Genomic DNA, 21,734 nt, shown 5'->3' on the forward strand with positions numbered 1-21,734 from the left:
ACATATTCCGGCTCGTCATCGTGCCGATGCTTTCGGTATTCGCCATCGCCGCGTCGCTGCTCGTGCTCGACAAGATGCTGCGCCTGTTCGATTTCGTGGCCGTCGAAGGCGGGCCGGTGGGCGTGGTCTTCAAGATGCTGGTGGCACTGGTGCCCGAATATGCAAGCCTCGCCATCCCGCTCGGCCTGCTCCTTGGAATACTGCTCGCCTTTCGCAAGCTTGGCACGACCAGCGAGCTCGACGTGTTCCGCGCGGTCGGGCTCGGCTACGGACGGCTGCTGCGCGTGCCCTTCGCGATCACGGCGGTGCTGATGGCGATCAACGTCGCGCTGGTGTTCTTCATCCAGCCGGTCAGCCGCTATTATTACGAGCAGATGGAATACGAACTGCGCTCGGGCGCGCTGGGTGCCTCGATCAAGGTCGGCGAGTTCACCACGCTGGCAGACCGCATGGCATTGCGGATCGAACAGAGCGAGGATGACGGACGTCGGCTGATGGGCATTTTCGCCCGCGTCGCGAACGACAAGGGCCAGGTGCTGTCGATCTCGGCCAAGGAAGGCGCTTTCCTTGCTACCACCGACAATCCGGACACCATTATCCTGCGGCTGACCGATGGCACCATCGTGCAGGATACCGGCAGCCAGACCCCGCGCGTGCTGACCTTCACCCGCCACGATTTGCCGATCGACCTGCCCGCGGTCGAGCAATTCCGCGCCCGCGGCGATGCCGAGCGCGAATACATCCTGCCCGAACTGCTGCGGATCGGCTGGAGCGACGAACAGCCCGAAGACAAGCGCGATGCCAGCCAGGCGAGCTTCAATTTCAGATTGGTCGAAGTGGTGATGATGGCGCTGATGCCGCTGCTGGCCGTGGCGCTGGGCGTGCCGCCCAAGCGATCTTCCAGTGCGCTGGGCGTGTTCCTTTCGATCATCATGGTGGTCGCCTATCACAAGGTGAACCAATACGGGGAGGACATCGCCGCGCTTGGCCGGCTCGATCCGATTATCGCATTGTGGGGACCGTTCTTCCTGTTCGCTGCCCTGATCGTGTGGATGTATTGGCGCGTCGCCTACGTGCCCGGCGGGCAGGCGATCGGCGCGCTCGAAATCTGGTTCGGCAAGATGACCAAGCGCCTCGGCCGGCTGTTCGGTCGCAGACGGCTGAAGATCGACCTCGCAGCGGCGGAATAACGACGGGATCCCATGCAGCTCGACTTTTTTCCCTCGCGCACGCTGACGGTGTATCTGGCGAAGATGTTCGCACTGCGGATCGCGGCGATGCTGTTCGTCCTGGTGCTCGTGCTGCTGATGCTCGACCTGCTGTCCAGCAGCGGCGAAATCCTCGCCGTCGAGGGTAATGGCCAAGGCGAATTGCTGACCTATGCGGCCTTGCGGATACCGCAGCTGATATCGCGCTTCCTCCCCTATTCGGTGCTGCTGGCGACGCTGATCACGCTGGTTGCGCTGAACCAGAACAGCGAGGTGATCGCGATGAAGGCGGCGGGCCTGTCCGCCCATCAGGTGCTCGCGCCGCTGCTGCTGACCGCAGGCATCGTCTCGCTTCTCACCTTCGCCTTCAACGAACGCGTGGTCACCCGCGCGACCGAGACGCTCAAGGCATGGGAGGCGGTCGAGTTCGGGCCGATTCCGACCGAAAGCGGGGTGCGGGCCAACATCTATCTCAACGACGACGGCAATATCCTCACCGCCGGCTATCTCGCCGGCCAGGGCGAGGCGATCGCGATGCGCAAGGTCACCTGGTACAGCCGCAACGACGAGGGAATGATCGTCGAGCAGGTCGAAGCCGACGCGGCTCGCTATGCCGGGCCCGGCTGGCGGCTCGAAGGGATCACCCGGTTCCGCGTGCAGAATGCGGTCACCGACGCGCCCGAAACCATGGTGGTCGGCGAGGGGCTGACGCCCGACCGGATCGACCTCGCCAAGATCGATCCCGATGCCGAAGCGTTCTGGACGCTGACCCAATCGATCGCCGAATTCGAGCGTGCGGGACGACGGACCGACGAATTGCGCGCCAAATGGTGGCACAAGATCTCCGGACCCCTGTCGGCTTTCCTGATGCCGCTGCTGGGCGCCGTCGCCGCCTTCGGGCTCGCGCGGTCCGGCCAATTGTTCCTTCGCGCGGTGATCGGCATGGCGCTCGGCTTCGCCTATTTCGTGGTCGACAACGCCGCGCTCGCCATGGGCAGCTTCGGCGGCTACCCGCCCTTCCTCGCCGCATGGGCGCCGTTCCTGCTGTTCCTGCTGATCGGCGAGACTGTGCTGATCCGAACCGAGGAATGAGCGATTTCTCGATAAGGCTCGCAAGGCCCGAGGATGGCGAACATCTGCCCGCGATCGAACGCGCCGCGGGGAAGCTGTTCGAGACCGTCGAAGGGCTGGCGGGACTCGCCGGAATGCACGCGATCCCTGCCGACGAGCAGCGCAGAATGATCGGCAAGGGCCACTCGCTGGTGGCCGAAAGCGAGGGCAGGATCGTCGGCTTCCTGTCGACCGAACCCTTCAGCCGCGAATTGCATATCCGCGAATTCTCGGTCCATCCGGATTTTCAAGGCCGAGGTATCGGAAGCGTCCTGCTGCGCGCCGTCGCCATAGATGCGCACAATAGCGGATTTCGCGCCGTTACGCTGACGACATTCGGCGATGTCCCTTGGAACGGACCCTTTTATGCCCGGCACGGCTTCGAAACGATCTCGGACCTCGAGGTGTATCCCCGGCTCGCGGCGGATATCGAGCAGGAGGTCGAACACGGCCTCCCGCGCGAACGCCGCATTGCGATGATCAAGTTTTTATGAGCTTCACGGGAACCGCCTAATTTCCGGCGCATTGACGCCACAATGTTGCCACAAAGGAGATTTGGCATGAAAGCCCTTGCAATCCCCGCGCTCGCCGCCGCGTTCGCCCTCGCCGCCTGCGGTGAAGCCGAAGCGCCCGCTACCGACGAGACCGCTACCGCCGAAGTGACCGAGACCACCGTGGTCGAGCCGGTCGAGACCGAGACGGTCGTCGTTGACGACGACACTCCCGAAGGCTCGAGCCTGACCATCGACGGCGGCGATGTCGATGCCACCGTCAGCGAGGACGGCGTCGAGGCCAAGATCAAGGTCGACTAAGACCAAACGGTTTACCCGGCCCACTGCCGGGTGAAATGCGAAGGCCGCTCCCACCCACCGAGGGGAGCGGCCTTTTTCGTTGGGTGCGCCTTCGACCTCCGTCGAAGGCTTGCTGTTCCAGCCCGCTCCCCCTCCCGGCCACCCACGGAATTATCCTGAATGGGTGGCCGGGAGGGGGAGCGGGATGGAACAGCCAAGGGAAGCGCGGATGCGCTTCACGTACGCAACAAAAACGCAAGCCCGAGCCAATCGACCCGGACCCAACCGAAACCCTACCGCATGGTATTCCGCGCAATCCGCGCGACCAGCACGCCCATCCCCGCGTGATTGGCGCCGTGATAGCTCGAATCCGCTTCGAGCTCGGCGACCAGGCGACGGTGCGCCTCGGGCAGCGCATGATAGGGCATCGATGGCATCAGATGGTGCAGTGCATGATAGCGCAGGCCCACCGGCGCCCACAGTTCGGCGATCATCCCGGGCGGCGGGACATTGACGCTGTCGAGGAACTGCGCGGTAACGGTCATCGCCTCGCCCTCGTTCTCCCAAAGATGGGCGACCAGCGTACGCAGCTGGTTCAGCAGCGCGACGACCGAAGCCACCGCGAAGGCGACGAGCAGCGGTTTCCAGCCGAAGGCGAAGACGCTGCCGATCAGCGCCCAGCTCCACAGCATGCCGCCGACTTCCTGCAACACCACACGCGGGCGCAGATCGCCTTCGGGCGGGCGGCGGCGGAACTCGGGATTGATTGCCAGCGCGCTGAGGCGCTGCCAGGTCAGCCGGCGGATGGGCGGGATGATCGCGCCGAGCGGGACCAACACCGCAAAACGGAACAGCAGCGCGGCTGGCGCCAGCAGGGCGATCAGCACGAATGCGGGCAGGCTCCACGGTTTCATCAGCGCCAGGGGCAGGTATTCCGGATCCGCCACGGTCCCGTATTGCGTGCGCTTGTGGTGCAGCGTGTGGACCTGTTCGTACATAAACGACGGCGTCAGCATGGGCACGCCCACGAAGGCATTCCACGCGGTGCGGAAGCCGGGCAGCGCGCCGTTTCGGAAATGCGAGATTTCGTGGATGAACAACAGCGCACGGTAGAGCGCGAGAACCGAAATCACCGCAAGCCCGATCGCGACCGGCACGCTATCGACGAGAATGGCACCCGCGAGCGAGGCATAGCCCACCACGGCCGAGCCGATCATGTCGGGCCAGTAGATTGCCGCACGGTGTTCGGCGATGTCCTTGGTCAGGTCGCGCGCGGCGCGCAGCATTGCCTTGTCATCGGGAATCTGGGCATGCCAGCCCGATCCCGCGTCGCGATGCGAGACGATGTCGGCAGCCGAAATCTGTGTCTGTTGCACACTCATGGTCGAAATTCCTGGGAGGCCTCTAGCCGAAAACGCACGCGCGATACAGCGCGCGGTGTCGATCATAGTGATCGTGGACGCGCGTTTCCTTGACAAAGATCAGCTAGCGCACACAGGGCTAATCGGGGCTGAACGAAGGTAATGCGCGAATGTTGGATGCAAATGTGGTGATCGAGCCGGTAGAAGGCAAGAAGGGGCGTGCCGAGTTCGTCGACATCGGCCGCGCCTTCGCTGCGCGCGAACCGCATTCCGTGCCGCAACTACGCTCCGAGCAGCTCGAATTGGTCAATCCGGACAAGAATCCCTTTTTCGGTCACGCTTCGCACCAGCTGTTCGTTGCCCGCCGCGGCGGCAAGCCGGTGGGCCGGATTTCGGCGCATATCGACCACCTCGCGCTCGAATTGCCGCGCGAGCAGGGCTTCGGGCCCGGCGCGGGCATGTTCGGCTATTTCGACGCCGAGGACGAGGCGAGCGCGCATCGGCTGCTCGCACAAGCCGAACACTGGCTGCGCGGCCGAGGGATGGACCGCGCCATCGGTCCGATCTCCATGTCGATCTGGGAAGAACCCGGCCTGCTGACCAAAGGCCAAGATCACGCTCCGCTCATCATGATGGGCCACCACCCTGCAGCCTATCAGAATTGGATCGAAAGCGCGGGTTACGCGCGTGCCAAGACCTTGCTGACCTACGACCTCGACGTCACCCACGATTTTCCCCCGCTGGTGCGCCGCATCGTTCAGTCGGGCCAGCGCAACGAGCGCATTACCGTGCGCACGGTCGACAAGAAGCGCTGGGACGAGGAGGTCGAGGTGATCCTTGCCATCCTCAACGATGCATGGTCGAACAATTGGGGCTTCGTGCCCTTCACTCCCGAGGAAATCGCCTATGCCGGCAAGAAGCTGAAGCCCGTCATTCACGAGGAGATCAACATGATCGCCGAACTCGACGGTCGCCCGGTCGCGTTCATGCTGACTTTCCCCGACGTGAACGGCGTGCTGCGCAAGGTCGATGGCAAGCTGTTCCCGTTCGGCTGGCTTCACCTGCTGCGGTGGATGCGCAAGCCCATGGGATCGGATATGCGCGTGCCATTGATGGGCGTCTTGAAAGAGCTGCACAATTCGCGCCTTGCCAGCCAACTCGCCTTCATGATGATCAGCCAGATCCGCGAGACTGCGACCCGCCTTTACGGCACGCAGCGCGCGGAAATCGGCTGGATTCTCGATGACAATCGGGGGATGAAGGCGATCGCCGATGCCATCGAGAGCAGGGTCAATCGCGAATACGCGATCTATCAAAGGCCGCTGGCCCGCTGAGCCGCGCCTGCTGTCGCAAGAATGCCACGGTCCGCAGGAGAACGGCACGCGACGGGAACTGCCCGCGCAGCCGCTCCGTTGGGCGGATAGATGCGAGGCGATTTCCGCCCATCCTTACGGGAACCGATGACGCAACACCCCAAGACCACCGCACGCGAGAAATTGCCGGCCCATGTGCTGGTGGTCGAAGATGATGCGGTTCTCGGCCTCACGATCGAGCAGACGCTGCTGGATGCTGGCGTTGCGCGCGTAGAGCTTTCGACGTCGACCGAAGACGCGCTGCGCCACCTGCGCGAAGAGCAGCCCAAGGTCATCGTCCTCGACGTCCACCTGGCCGACCGCGATGATGGATGGGCGATCGCCGAGCTCGTCCGCACGCTCGGCCCCGACAGCCCGCGGATCATCTTCTCGACCGGCGCGCCGCAGGACATTCCCGCGGATGTGGCCGCGCTCGGCTGTATCCTGGAAAAGCCGTATGACGCGGAAGTGCTCGTCGAATTGTTGCGCCAGCCCAAGCGGCGCGGGATCATTTCGCGTTTGCGCGGCGCCCTGCGCTGATCGCCCGGCAGGGGACCTGGCTTAGGAACGGTAGGCTTTCGTCCGATGCGCCCCCTTCGTCACGCCAAAGTCGTGTCACCACCGAGAAAAAAGGCCTCCGTTGCATTGCAACGGAGGCCTTTCGGGATCGTATCACCAGCCGCTTGGACGGGAGGGGGGGGTCTCGGCGGTGACATAGAGGATACGCGCTGCCAGAAAGAGGGTTCCCGGCCACCAACATTTTTTTTGAGCCCGGTCAAAACCCCCTCAAATGAAGGGCCTGCACTTGTCCTTGTCACGATCGAACTGCGCGTAATCCGCCGCCTTGGCCGGGTCGGGCACGTGGATTTCCCGCGATTTCCATTCGACCAGCCCTTCGCGCTGCAGCTGGCGCAGCGTGCGGTTGGTGTGGACGAGTGAGAGCCCGAGCATATCGGCAATCTGCGCCTGCGTGATCGGCAGAGAGACGATATTGTCGTCGTCGGCCAGACAGGTCGATTTCGCCCGGTCCAGCAACCAGACCGCAAGATAGGTCACGCGTTCGCGCGCGTTGTGCTGCCCCAGCGAGACGATATGTCCCTCGAGTGCAGTCTCCTCCTTCGCGGCGAGCCAGGTTATGTCGTAGCCGAGGCTCGGATGCTCCGACACGAGTTCCACGAAGTCGGCCCGGCGAAAGCGGCACAAGCGCGCGTCGACCAGCGCCTCGATCGTGTGGCTCGAAGGCTCGTCGAAAGCGCCCTGAAGGCCTATGAGATCGCCCGGGAACATGAAGTTCACGATCTGCCGCCGTCCATCGTCGAGAGAGCGCGACCGGATCAGCACCCCATCGAGGACCGTATACAGGCGCTCGTGCTGCATTCCCTCGTCGATCAGCACATCGCCACGATCGAGCCAGACCTCGCCGTCCTTGAATTTCTGCATGTAGGCGAGCTGGGTTTCTTCCAGCTTGCGCAGCCCCGGACAGGATTGAAGCGGGCACGCCGGACAGGCGATGGGATCGGCAATCTCGTGCAACGCTCTCGCCTCCTCTCGGCTAGGTTTCGCTGGCGTGGATGCGCCTGAAAAGACGCGTTTGTCAAACCGCGCCTTGCAGCCGGAGAGCTTGGAACCTAACCACGTGCAGTACGTTAGAAGCGCGCACCTTAAGGAAGGGGTCTAAATGTCGCTTGGTGATCAAATTGCTCGTAACCTGCCCTATTTGCGTCGCTATGCGCGCGCGCTGACCGGATCGCAGGCTACGGGAGACGCGTTTGTCCGTGCCACGCTCGAAGCCGCTCTGGCCGACAGCGAGCTCAAACAATCGCTCGAAGGCGGCCGCGTGCCGCTTTATCGGGCATTCAACAAGGTCTGGTCGAGCGCCTATATGGATGTGCCCGAAACCGTCGGCGGCGATGGGCACGAAGGCGCGGCCCAGGACCGCCTCAAATCGGTCACGCCGCTCAACCGCCAGGCGCTGCTGCTGACGACGCTGGAAGATTTCTCGTCGGATCAGGCCGCCGAGATCATGGACATGTCGGCCGACGATATCGAGCGGTTGGCGCAGGAAGCGGTTTCCGAGATCGACCGCGAATCGACGACGAGCGTGCTCATCATCGAAGACGAACCGCTGATTTCCATGCAGCTCGAAGACCTCGTGACCTCGCTCGGCCACGAAGTCTGCGGCACGGCTGCCACGCGCACGCAGGCGCAGGAAGTGGTCGCCGAAAAGACCCCCGGTCTCGTGCTCGCGGATATCCAGCTTGCCGACGGCTCCTCTGGCCTCGACGCGGTCGACGACATTCTCGCGATCAGTTCCGTGCCGGTGATCTTCATCACCGCCTATCCCGAGCGCTTGCTGACGGGCGATCGTCCGGAGCCGACCTATCTCGTGACCAAGCCGTTCCAGGAGCAGACGGTCCGCGCGGCGATCAGCCAGGCGCTGTTCTTCGGCTCGAGCCGCCCGCTCGGCTGACACGTTCCGAAGCATATTGGTAAGATGCAAAAGCCCGGGCCGTTCGGTCCGGGCTTTTTCGTGGGCGAAGCGCTTCAGTGCCCGCGGCCGCCGGGCCCCTTGCGGCGAAGCTCGAACTCGCTCGGCTCGCGCACGGGAACAAGCAATGTGCAGCGTACGCCTTCGGGGCGGAATTCCAGTTCGACGGGGTGGCGCAATTCATGCGCAACGATCTTCTCGATCAGATCTGTGCCGAACCCGCGGCGTTGCGGCCGCGAGACGGGCGGACCGCCGCTTTCGATCCATTCTACCTTGGCCAGCGTATCGTTGACCTGGCTCCAGCGCACCGCAACGCTACCGCCCGACACGCTGAGCGAGCCGTATTTGGCGGCATTGGTAGCCAGTTCGTGGATCGCGAGCCCAAGCGATAGGGCATCGTTGGGCGCGAGTTCGGTATGCGGACCATCGAGTTCGAGCCGATGGTCGGCGTCGCGCGCATAGGGCGCCAGTTCGACTTCGATTACCGAGCGGATGGGGGTCGTGCCCCATTCCGACTGGGTCAGCAGGTCGTGCGTTGCCGACAGCGCGCGAATCCGCCCGTCGAGCCCTTCGGCGAATTCGTCGAGGTTTTCGGACCGACGGCGCGTCAGCGAGACGATCGACAGCACGTTGGCGAGCGTGTTCTTGACCCGGTGATTGAGCTCGCGGGTCAGCGAGTTGCGGATCGAGTTCTGCTCTTCGAACCAGCTGATCGCACGTCGGTCTTCGAGACTCTGCTGGGTCAGCAGACGCGAGACGAGCATCAGGAGGCTGGCGACGGCGAGGCCGAACAGCAAGGTGATCATCGACATCGATGACAGCCCATCCTCCCGCGCCGACTGCACTTCGAGCACCATCCGGCGATTGGCGAGGTTCACTTCGCGCGTCACCGTCGAGCGGCCATCGACCCACGCCTCGGTCTGCGCCATCGAGGTTTGCGACGTCGCCTCGCCATCGAGCAGCCGCGAACCGATGGCTTCATAGCTGACCAGATCGGATGCCGATCTGAGGAACTGCGCGGCGTTGAAGGGACTGTAGATGAATCCCTTGAGCTCGCGCGAGCTGCTGAGGCCTTCGAAGACCGGCATGTAGATCAGGAAGCCGGCCGCATCGCCGCCGCCCTCCTGCACCAGCACGATCGGGCCACTCGCCGTCGGTCGGTCGTTGGCGGCAGCAAGGTCCATCGCTGCCCGGCGGACGGGCTCGGAATACATGTCATAGCCCAACGCCCGGCGATTTCGCACGGTGTCGGGCTGCAGATAGAGGATCGGCGTCAGCGTATCGCGCGGCTGTTCCTCTATCGAGGGGGAGACCGATTGTTCTTCCACGCGGCTCATGCCGAGGCGCGCTTCGAATTCAGCGAGTTCCTCGGCCTCGACCACGGGGGCCCAGCCGATACCTTCGGCACCGCGATAATTCGCATCGAGCCGCAGTTCCGAAACGAAGCGGCGGAACAGTTCGGGTGTCACATCGTCCTGCGTCGACAACAGCGCCGCGCCCGCGCGCAGATAGGCCGAGCTGGTGTAGGCCCGGCGTTCGATCGCCGAAGTCATCGCCTGCGCCTTGCGAGCGACATCCGCGGCATCGCGCTGCTTTTCGCCCCGCTCGATGGCGAAGACGCTCAGCACCGTGATGCCGGTGACGAGGATGAATATCAGCACCGGAATTCCGCGCGGATAATCGATCAACCAACGCCTGCGGCGCCCTTTGCGTTGGAGTTCTTCGGCTACCAGCTCATCGCCCCTGCAAACTTATGCGGCCCCATAGTATGCGATAGTATGCGGCGCGGCGCGATTGGTTCCAATGCGTTGCATTCGGGAACCTGCCGGCTAGACGTGCGTTGTGCGTAGCACATCCGGGATCGACACTCCTGCCGCAGGACAATACTCGCGCCAGGAAACCAAGAGGGTATAACCTTTCAAGCCATGAGTTCCGACACTCCGAAAAATCCGCAGCGCGTGCCCGCCGGCGGTCCGCACCCCGGTTCGGGTTCCCCCGGCAAGGGCAAGGATCCGGACTGGGCGAGCGGGCTTCGGCGTCTCTATGATTCGGTCGTAGAAGAGCCGCTGCCCGACAGTTTCCAGGACCTCCTCGACCAGCTGGACACCAAGAAGTGATGGCGGCCGAGGAACGGACGGCTTCCGAAAAGGCCGATTTCAAGCGCGAACTGACCGAAGTGGTTCCCCACCTGCGCGCCTTCGCCCGCGGGCTGTGCGGCCGCGCCGACATGGCCGACGATCTGGTGCAGGAAACGCTGCTCAAGGCATGGGCGGCGCAGGAACGCTTCCAGCCCGGCACCAGCATGCGCGCCTGGACCTTCGTCATTCTGCGCAACGCCTATCTCACCGACATGCGTCGCAATCGCTTCCGCGGGGAATATGACGAGACGGTCGCCGAGCGCGTGCTGACCGCGCCGGCCGGTCAGGAAGAGCCGATCCACCTGTCGGACATGCACCGTGCGCTGCTGACGCTGCCGCCCGAACGCCGCGAGGCGCTGCTGCTGGTCGGCGCTGGCGGCTTCTCCTATGAAGAGGCGGCGACGATCTGCGATTGCGCGGTGGGAACGATCAAGAGCCGCGTGGGCCGCGCACGCGCCGCGCTCAACGCCATGCTTGCCGATGGGAATATTCCCAAGCGCTCGATCGACGACAATGCCGCACACCGCGCGATCCTCGAGGAACTCGACGATGTCGCCGCAGGCCAGGGTGGCAGCCGCAATTAGAAAATCGAGGTGCGCTCGCCGCTTGTCACGATTCGCGGCGCAGGGCAGATAGGCGCTGATGAGCGAGACCAAGCCTCCCGAAGACGACGCGCGCCCGGCACAGACCCGCCGGTCGCGCAGGCTTGCCTTCGCCGAGCAGGAATTGCGGCTGATTTCCTCGCTCGTGCTGCTGATCGGCCTCGGCCTGTTCTTCGCGCTGCCCTTCGTCCTGTCGATCGGATCGGTGGTGTTCCTCCCCGTCGTCACTGCGCTCGTGCTCACGGTGATCCTTTCGCCGCTGGCAGACAAGCTCAATGGCTGGGGCCTGCCCAATGCGCTCGCCTCGATCACGGCGCTCTTGTTCTTCTTCGCGATCCTGCTGCTCGCGCTGGCGCTGATCCTGCAGCCGGCGATCGCGCTGTTCGACGACGTGCCGGCCATGGCCCAGGGGGTGATGGCACGGTTCGGAGAATTGCGTGAGCGGTTCGCCTGGGTGGCGACGATCAACGAACAGCTCGCGGCGTTGATGAGCGACGATCGCACGCGCGAAGTCGTTCTGGCCGCGCCCAGCCTGCTGGAACAGGTCGCCTTTGCCACGCCGGGCCTGATCATCGAGACCATCCTCACCCTGCTGATGGCCTACTTCATGATCGAGGCGCGCGTGCGCCTGCGCCAGCGGCTGCTGTTCGGTCGCGCAAGCTTCGGCACCAGCATCAAGGCGGCTCGGGTGATCCGCGAAGTGCAGGATCGGGTCGCCGCCTACATTCTGACGGTCGGCTGGATCAACGCGCTGGTCGGGGTGGTCGTGGCACTGGGCGCATGGGCGCTCGGCGTCGATGCGCCGATCATGTGGGGCGGCCTCGCCGCGCTGCTCAACTTCCTGCCCTATGTCGGCCCGATCGTGATGATCGCACTGCTCGGCCTGTTCGGTATCGGCACCGCCGACACGATCGTGCTCGGCCTGGTGCCGGCGGCCGCCTATCTTGCCCTGCATACGATCGAGGCGAATATGATCACGCCCTCGATCCTGGGCGCGCGCTTTACGATGAACCCGGTGATGATCCTGATCGCCCTGTCCTATTTCACCTGGATCTGGGGTTTCTTCGGCGCCCTTCTCTCCGTACCGATCCTGCTGATGCTGACCGCTCTGTTCGATCATATCGGCCGGCCGAATCTGGTCGGCTTCATCTTCGGCGAACCGCTGTTCGCCACCAATCTCTTCGACGATCACGATACCGCCGAGCCATCGCCCAAATAGAAAACCCGCCACCATCGCTGGCGGCGGGTTTCGATTTTTCAGGCGGAGTTCCGGCTTAGGCGGGATACTGCCAGGTCGTGCCACGCGCGAGGTTCTCGCTCGCGAACTTCCAGTTCAGCTTGCCGTTGACCGCATCGAGATAGGCCGGGCGCGCGTTCTGGTGATCGAGGTAGTAGGCGTGCTCCCACAGATCGATCACGAGCAGCGGGTTGACGCCGTCCTGGTCGGCCAGCGTATCGCCGTCATGCGTTTCCTCGATCGTCAGCTTGCCGCCCTTGACCGCAAGCCAGACCCAGCCGCTGGCGAAGTGGCCGGCACCGCGCTCGGCGAGCTTTTCCTTGAGCCCGTCGACCGAACCGAAGGCATCGTCGATCATGCTCTTGAGCTCGTCCGACGCAGCGGTCTCCGAACCGGCCATCGAATGCCAGTAGAAACCGTGGTTCCAGCTCTGCGCCGAATTGTTGAACAGGCCCTGGTTGCTGCCGCGGGCGGCCGCGATCACCTCTTCCAGGCTCTTGTCGGCCAGGTCGCCGCCTTCGATCGCCGCATTGGTCTTGTCGATATAGGCCTTGTGGTGCTTGCCGTGGTGGAACGACAGCGTCTTTGCCGACACGGCGGGTTCCAGCGCAGTATCGTCGTAAGGCAGGTCGATCAGCTCAAAAGCCATGGATAGTCCCCTCTTGGGTTGGTGTTAAAATCTTCCGTACTCGCGTCCTTAACGCCCGTGCGGACGCGTGGTTGCACATAGCGGCGATATTGTACGCGAAAAGGGCGCAAGGCGGTCTTTTATTCGTAAGCCATTCGCGCCATGGGGTGTGCAGGACAAGGAGATATCCCGCCAATGGCACGCAAATTCTTCGGCACTGACGGTATTCGCGGCCGCACGAACGAGGGCTTGATGACCGCTTCGACCGCAATGCGCGTCGGCCAGGCGGCAGGCGCCTACTTCCTGCGCGGCGGACATCGCCACCGCGTGGTCATCGGGAAGGATACCCGGCTTTCGGGGTACATGATGGAAAGTGCGCTGGTAGCGGGATTCACCAGCGTGGGAATGGATGTCATCATGACCGGGCCGTTGCCGACGCCGGCGATCGCGCTGCTTACCCGCGAGATGCGCGCCGACCTCGGTGTCATGATCTCGGCCAGCCACAATCCGTTCCAGGACAACGGCATCAAGCTGTTCGGTCCCGACGGGTTCAAGCTGTGCGACCAGGCCGAGGCGGAGATCGAGCGCTTGCTCGATCAGGAGCCGCCGCTGGTCGAGCCCGAACGCATCGGCCGCTCGCGCCGGATCGAGGATGCACGCGGTCGCTATATCCATGCCGTGAAACAATCGGTTGCGAGCGATATTCGCTTCGACGGGCTCAAGGTCGTGCTCGATTGCGCTCATGGGGCGGCTTACCAGGTAGCCCCCAGCGCGATCTGGGAATTGGGTGCGGAGGTCATATCTTTGGGAGTCGAGCCCAATGGCACCAATATCAACGACGGGGTTGGTTCGACTGCGCTCGATGCGATCAAGGCGCGCCTGGTCGAGGAAGGCGCGGATATCGGCATTGCGCTCGATGGCGATGCGGACCGCCTGATCGTGATCGACGAGAAGGGCAAGACGGTCGATGGCGATCAGATCATGGGGCTGATTGCCACTCGCCTACAGGAGAGTGGCGACCTGCAGGGCGGCGGTGTCGTCGCGACGGTTATGTCGAACCTCGGCCTCGAACGCTATCTCGCCGGCATCGGCCTCTCACTCGAACGCACCCAGGTCGGCGATCGCTACGTTCTAGAACGTATGAAAGGCGGCGGATTCAATGTCGGTGGCGAGCAATCGGGGCACATGATCCTGCTCGATCACGGCACGACTGGCGATGGCACGGTGGCGGCGCTGCGCGTGCTGGCCAGTCTCGTGCGCTCAGGCAAGCCGGCGAGCGAGCTGCTCCACGTATTCGATCCGGTTCCGCAATTGCTCAAGAACGTGCGCTATTCGGGTGGCGAACCGCTGGAGAACGGGACCGTTCGGCAAGTGGTTGCGAAAGCCGAACAGGAACTCGATGGCAAGGGCCGCTTGGTCATCCGTCCCTCGGGCACCGAACCGTTGATCCGTGTCATGGCCGAGGGCGACGACGCCGCCCAGATAGAGGACGTCGTCGACCGGATCTGCGATGCGGTAAGGGAAGCTGTCTGATGCTCGAAATGCGCCCCGATTGCGAACGGTGCGGCACCGACCTCCCGGCTGAGGCTTCGGGCGCGTTCATCTGCAGCTTCGAATGCACCTTTTGCGCCGAGTGCGCGGAGGAACTCGACGACATCTGCCCGAATTGCGGCGGCGAGCTGATGGACCGCCCGACTCGCGCGAAACAGCTCCACGGGAAATTCCCGCCGAGCACGACGCGCAAGTTCAAGGGATGAGCGACACGCCCCCTCCCCGCATCCTGTCGATCGCCGGATCCGACAGTTCGGGCGGTGCGGGTATCCAGGCGGACATCAAGACGATCACCATGCTCGGCGGCTATGCGATGACCGCCATCACCGCCGTCACGGCTCAGGACACGCTCGGAGTGCGCGGGGTCGAGGCGCTGTCGCCCGGGTTCGTACTCGAGCAGGTAGAATGCTGCCTGGCCGACATTGGCGCCGATGCGATCAAGATCGGCATGCTCGGCTCGCCCGAAACCGCGCGGCTCCTGGCAGAACGTCTCGATACCTTCGCCGGGCCGATCGTGTTCGACCCGGTCATGGTCGCGACCAGCGGATCGATTCTCGCTGACGAGGAGACCATCGCCGGATTTGCCGGGCTGATGGAAATCGCGACCGTCGTCACGCCCAACCTGCCCGAACTCGAAGTTCTTACGGGTCGCGGGGGAATCCCCGATGACGCTGTATTCGACGCCGCCAAGGCGCTCGCCGATCGCCACGGCGTGCAGGTGCTCGCGAAGGGTGGCCATGCCGGCGACGAAACACAGGTGGTCGACCGGATCGTTTCGCCCACCGGCAAGCTCGCCAGCTTCGCGCACGCGCGGATCGACACCAAGCATACACACGGCACGGGGTGCACATTATCGAGCGCGCTGGCGACAATGCTCGGCCATCGCCAGCCGCTCGTCAACGCGATCCGTATCGCGCGGGCCTTTACCTATGCAGCGATCGAAAACGCCCCCGGCTACGGCAGTGGTTCCGGCCCGCTGGGTCAACAGGCGGTGCGCCGGCTGAAGCCCGCAGAAGATAGCTAGCGATCGAGGTCGTAGAAGGCTGCGATATGCGCCCAGGCCTCTTCCGCGGTTTCGCACCAGCGGAACAGGTCGAGATCCTTCTTCGAGATTGTGCCTTCCTCGGCCAATGCTTCGAAATCGACCACCCGGGTCCAGAATTCCTTGCCGAACAACAGGATCGGCATGGGCTTCATCTTCCCCGTCTGGATCAGCGTCAGCAGTTCGAAGAATTCGTCGAAGGTGCCGAAACCGCCGGGGAACACCGCGACGGCCTTGGCCCGCAGCAGGAAATGCATCTTGCGCAGCGCGAAGTAGTGGAAGTTCAACGACAGATAGGGCGTCACATAGCTGTTGGGCGCCTGCTCGTGCGGCAGGATGATGTTGAGACCGATGCTTTCCGCACCCGAATCGCTGGCGCCCTTGTTGGCCGCCTCCATGATCGAAGGCCCGCCGCCCGAGCACACGACGAACTGGCGCTTACCCTCCTCGACGATCGATTTCTCCGAGGCGATTTTCGCCAGATTGTAGGCCTCGGCGTAATATTTGCTTTTCTTGACGAGGTTCTCGACCACCCGGCGCTCATCCTCGGGCAGTTCCTTGGCGCCTTCGAGCGCGGTCTCGGCCGCCTCGGGTGGGGGAATGCGCGCCGAACCGTAGACGACCAGCGTCGAGCCGACGCCCGCCTCGTCGAGCAACATTTCGGGCTTCAGCAGCTCGAGCTGGAAGCGCACCGGACGCAACTCGTCACGCAGCAGGAAATCGGTATCCTGAAACGCCAGCCTATAGGCGGGATGCGCGGTCTGCGGCGTTTGGTGCAGCAGGGTTTTTCCGAATTCGGCCTCTTGGTCGGCCGCGTAGAATTTGCGATCCGAAAGGTCGCGTTCGCTTTTGTTGTCGGTCATGCCTCGCGCGATAGGGCGGGCGTCGGCGGCGCACAAGCGCCGAAAGCGCGGGAAATGGCAGGGGTGACAGGATTCGAACCCGTGGCCCTCGGTTTTGGAGACCGATGCTCTACCAGCTGAGCTACACCCCTGCAGGAAGGGCGCGCATTAATGGGCTCGCCTGCACTTGGCAAGACGCATATCGCCGGGCGTCGCGAAGTGATATGATGTGCCGCAATGCACGCCCCCGCCACCTCCCGCATCCCGGTCGACCTTTTGCTGCGCGCCTATCGCGGCGGAGTCTTCCCGATGGCCGATCACCGCGGCGACCCGGAAGTCTACTGGGTCGAGCCACGCGAACGGGCGATTATCCCGCTGGGCGGCTTCCGCCTGTCGAAAAGCCTGAAGAAGGTGCTGCGGCAGGATCGCTTCCACGTCACCTGCAATGCAGCGTTCGCGCGCGTCATCGCCGAATGCGCGGCCCCACGCGAGGAACATGCCGAAAGCTGGATCAGCCATCGGATCGAAACCAGTTACAATGCGCTGCACATGGCCGGCCATGCGCATTCGATCGAATGCTGGCAGGGACGCGAGCTGGTCGGGGGCTTGTACGGCGTAGGGTTCGATCGCGTCTTCTGCGGCGAAAGCATGTTCAGTCGGCAGACCGATACCAGCAAGGTCGCGCTGGCCTGGCTGGTCGCTGCCATGCGCGAGGCGGGATATGCATTGCTCGACTGCCAGTTCATGACCGAACACCTGGCGCGGATGGGCGCGGTCGCGATCCCGCAAGAGAAATACATGGCCTTGCTGGCCGGGGCCATCGGCTATCCGGCTGCGTCGCTGCCCGATGTGATCGCGCGTTTCGGCGCCTATTCCTCGCCCGGGAAGTCCATTGCGCAGTCCTTGACCCAGACGTCGTAGATCGGGTGCTCGACCACATTGAGGCTGGGCGAGTTCTTGAACAGCCAGCCTGAAAAGATCTTGCGGAAATCGTCTCCCGTGCCCCGTTCCTTGACCAGGACCTGGACGAAGGCGCCGGTTTCCTTCGGCATTTCCCACGGCGCGGTTCGCTCGCAGGCCTGCAGGCGCACGATCACGTCGCCCACGCGCTGCTGTTCGCCGGGGCTCATCTCGAGGTTCCGGCTGACATTGTTGCGCTTGTTGAGCAGGCCCAGCGTGGCGACGCGTTCCTCCATCGGCGTACCGATCCCCGCCTCGGCGGCGGGCTGCGCTGGCATTTCGCCCTGCTGCAAGTCTTCGGGAATGGTCGTTTCGACGGCGTCGGCGGGCTCGCTTGCCTCCTCGCTACACGCGCCAAGCACCAGCGCGAGGCCAATGAGGGCATGCGCCCCGCGCATCGTCACGCCTCGGGCGACCAGGCTTCGTAATCGCCCGACGCGCTGGCACGCCGCCCGCCGCGTTCGAGCGCACCGGCCGGACGATAGGCCGCCGCCGTGCCGGTAGCGTTGGGCGTGTAATCGGTTTCCCAGATGCGGGCCGGGGGCAAGTGACTTTCGGGAACGTCGTCGAAGGCGCCATGCAGCCAGCCGTGCCATTCGCTCGGCACGCGGCTGGCGTCGTTGGAACCTTCGTAGATCACCCAGCGGCGCTCACGACCGTCGCCGGTCGTCTTTTTCGAGCGGTAGTACTTGTTGCCCTGCGCGTCGGTGCCGACGTGCTCGCCATTGCGCGAGGACCAAAGGTGGGTGCCGATGGTGGCGCCGTTCCACCAGGTGAAGATCTTGCCGAGAAAGCTCATGGCCGCGCGGTTAGCGGATTCGCGCGCGCGGGCCAAGCCAGTTCGATACTTACCATTCGACCAAATCGCCCGGTTCGATGCCCAATTCCTCCGCGCGGCCGCCGCGCAATTCGAGCACGCCGAGAACCGGGCCGATCGAATAGACCGATTCGAGCGAATAGGGCTCGGTCATCGCGGCGATATTGCTGATGCGCCGGTCGGGACCGATAAAGATGATGTCGAGCGGGAGCGGCGTGTTCTTCATCCAGAAGCTTTGCGCCGTGGTGCCGTCATAGGGGAAGATCATGCCCTCGAAATCGCCCAGCTCGGTGCGGAACATCAGTCCGCGCGCCTGTGCTTCGCGCGTGTCCGCGACCTCGACCGCGAATTCGATACGCTTCCCGTCCGCGGTCACGGTAAGCGGGGCGATTTGCAGGCCCGACACCGGATGCACTTCGGCCGCGGCCGTTTCCGCAGTCGCGACGCCCTGCTCGGCAGGCGATCCGGCCTGCGTCTGCGGCGAACAACCGACTGCGACGACGAGCGCCGCGAGCGCGCCGAGAGTACTCAATCCGTTTCGTCTCTTGCTTCTGCGATCCATTCCTCGAGTTCCTCGATGCTGCGCGCCTCGACGACGCGCCTGGCGTGCTCGAACTCATGACCCGCGCGCACCAATGCGGCAAGCCGCTTTTCCTTATGCTTGCGCGCATCATCGGGCGCGACATCGGCTTTTTGTTCGAAGGGGCCGAAGCCGCGTTTGCGCGCGAAAACCAGCGCCGCATTGCGCTTTTGCGCTTCCCCCGGCGCAAGCGATTGCCGCAGATCCTCGTCGATTCCGGCCGCCCGCAAATTCTGCTCGACTCGCCGCGCGCCATAGCCTCGTGCCGCCAGGTCGTTCGCCTTGGCCCGTCCGTAGGCCGCATCGTCGACATAGCCCTTGGCCACGAATCGCGAGACGATGTTTTCGACATCCGGCTCCTCCTCCTCGACGAAGCCGCGCTCGCGAAGCTTGCGCCGAAGATAGGCCTCGAGCTTGCCCGCGCTGGTCGCGAAACGCGCCACATAGGCTACCGCCAGCTCCTCCAGCCGCGTGCGATCGAGCGGTTTTGCCCGGCGGCGAGTGCGTCCGAAAGTTGCGCGTTCATCATCCATCGGCCATATTCCTGCCACACTCCTTTCAGATTGGGAAACGCGGGAGAGCGCTCGACCTTACGGATTGCGCGCAAGATCAAGCAATGAGGGAGGCCGCAAGGCCCCAGCTATTCACGGGTATCGCCGATAATTATGACCGACGCCGTACTTACGCCGACGCCGAACGACTGCGACCTGCCGCGCCGCCGTTCGGACTTCGCGACCTTCAACGAAGCCATCGACTACGCTGCGCGTAGCGCGAAAGGCCTCAATTTCCATGACATGCGCGGGACACTGGAGCGAATCTACCCCTATGCCCAGATGCGCGAGGACGCGCTCGAGGCGGCCTACCGGCTCGTCGAGATGGGCATCGAGAAGGAAGATCGCGTCGCGCTGGTCGCCGAGACCAGTCCCGAATTCGCGGCGCTCTTCTGCGCCTGCACGCTGATGGGCGCCTGGCCGGTCCCCCTGCCCCTCCCGACCACTTTCGGCGGCAAGGAAAGCTATATCGACCAGCTTTCGGTACAGTTGCAGAGTTCGGACCCGAAAATCCTCATCTATCCGGGCGAAATCGCCGATATGGCCAAGGCTGCCGCCGATCGTCAGGGTTGCGACGGAGAAAGCTGGGAAGACTTCGCCCGGCGTCCCGCGCCCAGGGTCGATCTCCCCGAAGCGCAGCCGGACGACATCTGCTATCTGCAATATTCGTCCGGTTCGACCCGCTTCCCTACCGGGGTCGCCGTTACCCACGAAGCCCTGCTGCACAATCTGCGCGGCCACGCCGAATCGATGGATATCGGTACCAACGACCGGGTAGTCAGCTGGCTGCCCTGGTATCACGACATGGGGCTCGTGGGCTGCTTCCTGTCGCTGGTCGCCAACCAGGTGTCTGTCGATCTGCTCAAGACCGAACATTTCGCGCGTCGCCCACTGGCCTGGCTCGACCTGATCAGCCGCAACAAGGGCACCACGCTGAGCTATTCGCCCACCTTCGGCTACGACATCTGTGCGCGGCGCATTTCCAGCCAGAGCCATGTCGCCGACCGTTTCGACCTGTCGCGCTGGCGCGTGGCGGGCAATGGCGCGGACATGATCCGGCCCGACGTGATGCAGAGCTTCGTCAATGCCTTCTCCGATGCGGGTTTCCAGGCGAGCAGCTTCAACCCGAGCTACGGCCTCGCCGAGGCGACGCTGGCGGTCACCGTCATGCCGCCGGGCGAGGGCATCCGCGTCGAACTGGTCGAGGAAGAGCGCCTGTCGGGCCGTCCGCGCGACCTTTCCAAGCCCGCGCGCTACCGCGCCATCGTCAATTGCGGCAAGCCGATCCCGGGAATGGAGGTCGCAATCCGTGGCGAGAACGGCCAGCCACGCGGCGATCACCAGATCGGCAAGGTCTGGTGCCGCGGCAAGAGCGTGATGCACTCCTATTTCCGCAATGAGGAGGCGACCACCGACTGCCTCGTCGATGGCTGGCTGGATACTGGCGACATGGGCTACATGGCCGATGGCTACCTGTTCATCGTCGGTCGGGCGAAGGACATGATCATCATCAACGGCAAGAACCTGTGGCCGCAGGATATCGAATGGGCGGTCGAGCAATTGCCGGGCTTCAACCACGGCGACATCGCCGCCTTCTCGGTCGACACCGACAATGGCGAAGAAGCACCCGCTGTGCTGGTCCATTGCCGCGTGTCGGATCCCGAAGAACGGATCAAGCTGCGCAACCAGATTGCCGACAAGGTTCGCGGCGTAACCGGCATGAGCTGTGTCGTCGAACTTGTCCCGCCGCGCACCTTGCCGCGCACCAGCTCGGGCAAGTTGAGCCGGGCAAAGGCGAAGAAGCTCTATCTCGCCGGCGAAATCCAGCCGCTGGATCTCGCTGCCTGAAGTTTCGAGGGAATTGCGCGCATTGGGAAATCCCGGCGCTTTGCTGCTCGTCGCGGTTCCCTCGCATATTATCGAATTCCGGCGGAACCCGTCATAGTTTCGCGTATTGGGATCATAACCGCTCGGGTCGCACCAGCTGGTTGATAGGCGCCAAGATGCCACACCGTCTTCCGGGCAAGCGGGTTCTCGTCGTCGAGGACAACCCGATCCTTGCCTATGACATCACCGATCTGGTCGAGGACGTAGGGGCGAAGGCGGTCGGCCCGGCCTTCGACGTCGCGACAGGTATGCGCCTGGTGTCGGAAGAGGAACTGGATGCCGCGCTGCTCGATATCGATCTGGGCGGAGAGCTGGTTTGGCCGATCGCCGAAGCGCTCGACCGGCACGATGTTCCCTACGCCTTCGTTAGCGCACAATGCCAGCCCGAATTGCTGCCGGAAGCCTTCCGCGCCCGGGTCTGCATCGACAAGCCAGCACGCCACAGCCAGATAATCGAGGCGCTAGTCAGCTTCGTCACGCGGCGCGAGGATTCCTCGCCGGATTAGCCCTGCACCCGCGCGCAGAAATCGACCGATAGGCCGACCGGTCCCTGCTGAAAGTTACGTGTGACCTCACGCATTCTTGGCGA

At 63.8% G+C, this 21,734-nt stretch carries 25 protein-coding genes and 1 tRNA gene; 16 read left to right on the forward strand and 10 right to left on the reverse strand.

What is annotated here, in order from left to right; all coding sequences use genetic code 11:
- Positions 1-26 precede the first annotated feature (26 nt).
- The 4 genes from ACQY4G_RS02620 to ACQY4G_RS02635 all read left to right on the forward strand — a co-directional run bounded on the left by ACQY4G_RS02620 (position 27) and on the right by ACQY4G_RS02635 (position 3,130).
- Positions 27-1,190 carry an LptF/LptG family permease gene (locus ACQY4G_RS02620; RefSeq protein WP_421993542.1) on the forward strand — a complete coding sequence of 388 codons (1,164 nt, stop codon included), beginning with the start codon at positions 27-29 and terminating at the stop codon, positions 1,188-1,190.
- 12 nt (positions 1,191-1,202) lie between these two features.
- The gene (gene lptG / locus ACQY4G_RS02625; protein WP_421992892.1) at positions 1,203-2,300 is read left to right on the forward strand and encodes an LPS export ABC transporter permease LptG; all 1,098 of its coding nucleotides are present in this window, start codon (positions 1,203-1,205) and stop codon (positions 2,298-2,300) included.
- On the forward strand, positions 2,297-2,812 hold the full coding sequence (locus ACQY4G_RS02630; protein WP_421992894.1) for a GNAT family N-acetyltransferase: 516 nt from the start codon (positions 2,297-2,299) through the stop codon (positions 2,810-2,812). The genes lptG and ACQY4G_RS02630 overlap by 4 nt, the downstream gene beginning before the upstream one ends.
- Before the next feature lie 66 nt (positions 2,813-2,878).
- On the forward strand, positions 2,879-3,130 hold the full coding sequence (locus ACQY4G_RS02635; RefSeq protein WP_421992896.1) for a hypothetical protein: 252 nt from the start codon (positions 2,879-2,881) through the stop codon (positions 3,128-3,130).
- Positions 3,131-3,402: 272 nt separating this feature from the next.
- Here the strand turns inward: ACQY4G_RS02635 and ACQY4G_RS02640 are convergent, their stop codons facing one another.
- Positions 3,403-4,491 (reverse strand): fatty acid desaturase family protein, encoded by a 1,089-nt coding sequence (locus ACQY4G_RS02640; RefSeq protein ID WP_421992898.1) that lies wholly within the window; start codon positions 4,489-4,491, stop codon positions 3,403-3,405.
- 149 nt (positions 4,492-4,640) lie between these two features.
- Between ACQY4G_RS02640 and ACQY4G_RS02645 the strand changes: the two genes are divergently transcribed.
- Both ACQY4G_RS02645 and ACQY4G_RS02650 read left to right on the forward strand, forming a co-directional pair.
- A complete protein-coding gene (locus tag ACQY4G_RS02645; RefSeq protein WP_421992900.1) occupies positions 4,641-5,804 on the forward strand; it encodes an N-acetyltransferase in 1,164 nt (387 codons plus the stop codon).
- Positions 5,805-5,930: 126 nt separating this feature from the next.
- Entirely contained in the window at positions 5,931-6,362 is a 432-nt protein-coding gene (locus tag ACQY4G_RS02650; RefSeq protein ID WP_067695320.1) for a response regulator, read from the forward strand.
- Between the two features lie 246 nt (positions 6,363-6,608).
- Here the strand turns inward: ACQY4G_RS02650 and ACQY4G_RS02655 are convergent, their stop codons facing one another.
- On the reverse strand, positions 6,609-7,355 hold the full coding sequence (locus ACQY4G_RS02655) for a Crp/Fnr family transcriptional regulator (protein ID WP_067695323.1): 747 nt from the start codon (positions 7,353-7,355) through the stop codon (positions 6,609-6,611).
- 145 nt (positions 7,356-7,500) lie between these two features.
- On the opposite strand from ACQY4G_RS02655, the gene ACQY4G_RS02660 reads away from it, so the two are divergent.
- On the forward strand, positions 7,501-8,292 hold the full coding sequence (locus ACQY4G_RS02660; RefSeq protein WP_067695326.1) for a response regulator: 792 nt from the start codon (positions 7,501-7,503) through the stop codon (positions 8,290-8,292).
- A 74-nt stretch (positions 8,293-8,366) separates the two neighbouring features.
- Here the strand turns inward: ACQY4G_RS02660 and ACQY4G_RS02665 are convergent, their stop codons facing one another.
- Positions 8,367-9,998, reverse strand: a complete 1,632-nt coding sequence (locus ACQY4G_RS02665; RefSeq protein ID WP_421992902.1) for a CHASE domain-containing protein — start codon at positions 9,996-9,998, stop codon at positions 8,367-8,369.
- A gap of 237 nt (positions 9,999-10,235) precedes the next feature.
- Between ACQY4G_RS02665 and ACQY4G_RS02670 the strand changes: the two genes are divergently transcribed.
- From ACQY4G_RS02670 to ACQY4G_RS02680, 3 genes are read left to right on the forward strand one after another with little or no spacing between them, the layout of a single operon-like run.
- On the forward strand, positions 10,236-10,427 hold the full coding sequence (locus tag ACQY4G_RS02670) for a NepR family anti-sigma factor (RefSeq protein WP_067695329.1): 192 nt from the start codon (positions 10,236-10,238) through the stop codon (positions 10,425-10,427).
- Positions 10,427-11,032, forward strand: coding sequence for a sigma-70 family RNA polymerase sigma factor (locus ACQY4G_RS02675; protein WP_067695332.1), 606 nt, complete (start codon positions 10,427-10,429; stop codon positions 11,030-11,032). Before ACQY4G_RS02670 ends, ACQY4G_RS02675 begins: the two co-directional genes overlap by 1 nt.
- A gap of 58 nt (positions 11,033-11,090) precedes the next feature.
- On the forward strand, positions 11,091-12,269 hold the full coding sequence (locus ACQY4G_RS02680; RefSeq protein WP_421992904.1) for an AI-2E family transporter: 1,179 nt from the start codon (positions 11,091-11,093) through the stop codon (positions 12,267-12,269).
- A gap of 55 nt (positions 12,270-12,324) precedes the next feature.
- Here the strand turns inward: ACQY4G_RS02680 and ACQY4G_RS02685 are convergent, their stop codons facing one another.
- Positions 12,325-12,936 carry a superoxide dismutase gene (locus ACQY4G_RS02685; RefSeq protein ID WP_067695338.1) on the reverse strand — a complete coding sequence of 204 codons (612 nt, stop codon included), beginning with the start codon at positions 12,934-12,936 and terminating at the stop codon, positions 12,325-12,327.
- 174 nt (positions 12,937-13,110) lie between these two features.
- Between ACQY4G_RS02685 and glmM the strand changes: the two genes are divergently transcribed.
- Genes glmM through thiD form a run of 3 tightly spaced genes read left to right on the forward strand, consistent with a single transcriptional unit; the run spans position 13,111 to position 15,490 of the window.
- Complete coding sequence (gene glmM, locus ACQY4G_RS02690) at positions 13,111-14,448, forward strand: phosphoglucosamine mutase (protein WP_421992906.1); 1,338 nt, start codon at positions 13,111-13,113, stop codon at positions 14,446-14,448.
- Entirely contained in the window at positions 14,448-14,672 is a 225-nt protein-coding gene (locus ACQY4G_RS02695) for a DUF1272 domain-containing protein (protein WP_067695346.1), read from the forward strand. Before glmM ends, ACQY4G_RS02695 begins: the two co-directional genes overlap by 1 nt.
- On the forward strand, positions 14,669-15,490 hold the full coding sequence (thiD, locus tag ACQY4G_RS02700) for a bifunctional hydroxymethylpyrimidine kinase/phosphomethylpyrimidine kinase (RefSeq protein WP_421992908.1): 822 nt from the start codon (positions 14,669-14,671) through the stop codon (positions 15,488-15,490). The genes ACQY4G_RS02695 and thiD overlap by 4 nt, the downstream gene beginning before the upstream one ends.
- Here the strand turns inward: thiD and ACQY4G_RS02705 are convergent.
- Positions 15,487-16,371: an LOG family protein gene (locus ACQY4G_RS02705; protein ID WP_291177605.1), complete on the reverse strand. Its 885-nt coding sequence runs from the start codon at positions 16,369-16,371 to the stop codon at positions 15,487-15,489. The genes thiD and ACQY4G_RS02705 overlap by 4 nt on opposite strands.
- A gap of 55 nt (positions 16,372-16,426) precedes the next feature.
- Positions 16,427-16,502: transfer RNA gene (locus ACQY4G_RS02710), tRNA-Trp, on the reverse strand.
- Positions 16,503-16,587: 85 nt separating this feature from the next.
- Here ACQY4G_RS02710 and aat point away from each other — a divergent pair.
- Positions 16,588-17,271: a leucyl/phenylalanyl-tRNA--protein transferase gene (gene aat, locus ACQY4G_RS02715; protein WP_421992910.1), complete on the forward strand. Its 684-nt coding sequence runs from the start codon at positions 16,588-16,590 to the stop codon at positions 17,269-17,271.
- Here the strand turns inward: aat and ACQY4G_RS02720 are convergent.
- From ACQY4G_RS02720 to ACQY4G_RS02735, 4 genes are read right to left on the reverse strand one after another with little or no spacing between them, the layout of a single operon-like run.
- A complete protein-coding gene (locus ACQY4G_RS02720) occupies positions 17,220-17,708 on the reverse strand; it encodes a DUF2155 domain-containing protein (RefSeq protein WP_421992912.1) in 489 nt (162 codons plus the stop codon). The two genes, aat and ACQY4G_RS02720, sit on opposite strands and share 52 nt — an antisense overlap.
- 2 nt (positions 17,709-17,710) lie before the next feature.
- Positions 17,711-18,109, reverse strand: coding sequence for an NADH:ubiquinone oxidoreductase subunit NDUFA12 (locus ACQY4G_RS02725; RefSeq protein WP_067696165.1), 399 nt, complete (start codon positions 18,107-18,109; stop codon positions 17,711-17,713).
- A gap of 49 nt (positions 18,110-18,158) precedes the next feature.
- Entirely contained in the window at positions 18,159-18,659 is a 501-nt protein-coding gene (locus tag ACQY4G_RS02730) for a DUF192 domain-containing protein (RefSeq protein ID WP_421992914.1), read from the reverse strand.
- Complete coding sequence (locus tag ACQY4G_RS02735; protein ID WP_421992916.1) at positions 18,656-19,240, reverse strand: regulatory protein RecX; 585 nt, start codon at positions 19,238-19,240, stop codon at positions 18,656-18,658. Before ACQY4G_RS02735 ends, ACQY4G_RS02730 begins: the two co-directional genes overlap by 4 nt.
- Positions 19,241-19,372: 132 nt before the next feature.
- Here ACQY4G_RS02735 and ACQY4G_RS02740 point away from each other — a divergent pair, with 132 nt between their 5' ends.
- Both ACQY4G_RS02740 and ACQY4G_RS02745 read left to right on the forward strand, forming a co-directional pair.
- Complete coding sequence (locus ACQY4G_RS02740) at positions 19,373-21,106, forward strand: fatty acyl-AMP ligase (RefSeq protein WP_421992918.1); 1,734 nt, start codon at positions 19,373-19,375, stop codon at positions 21,104-21,106.
- 155 nt (positions 21,107-21,261) lie between these two features.
- Positions 21,262-21,651: a response regulator gene (locus tag ACQY4G_RS02745; protein WP_421992920.1), complete on the forward strand. Its 390-nt coding sequence runs from the start codon at positions 21,262-21,264 to the stop codon at positions 21,649-21,651.
- Positions 21,652-21,734: the final 83 nt, after the last annotated feature.

Origin of the sequence: Qipengyuania sp., from assembly GCF_965277845.1 — a bacterium.
Classification (GTDB): Bacteria; Pseudomonadota; Alphaproteobacteria; order Sphingomonadales; family Sphingomonadaceae; genus Qipengyuania.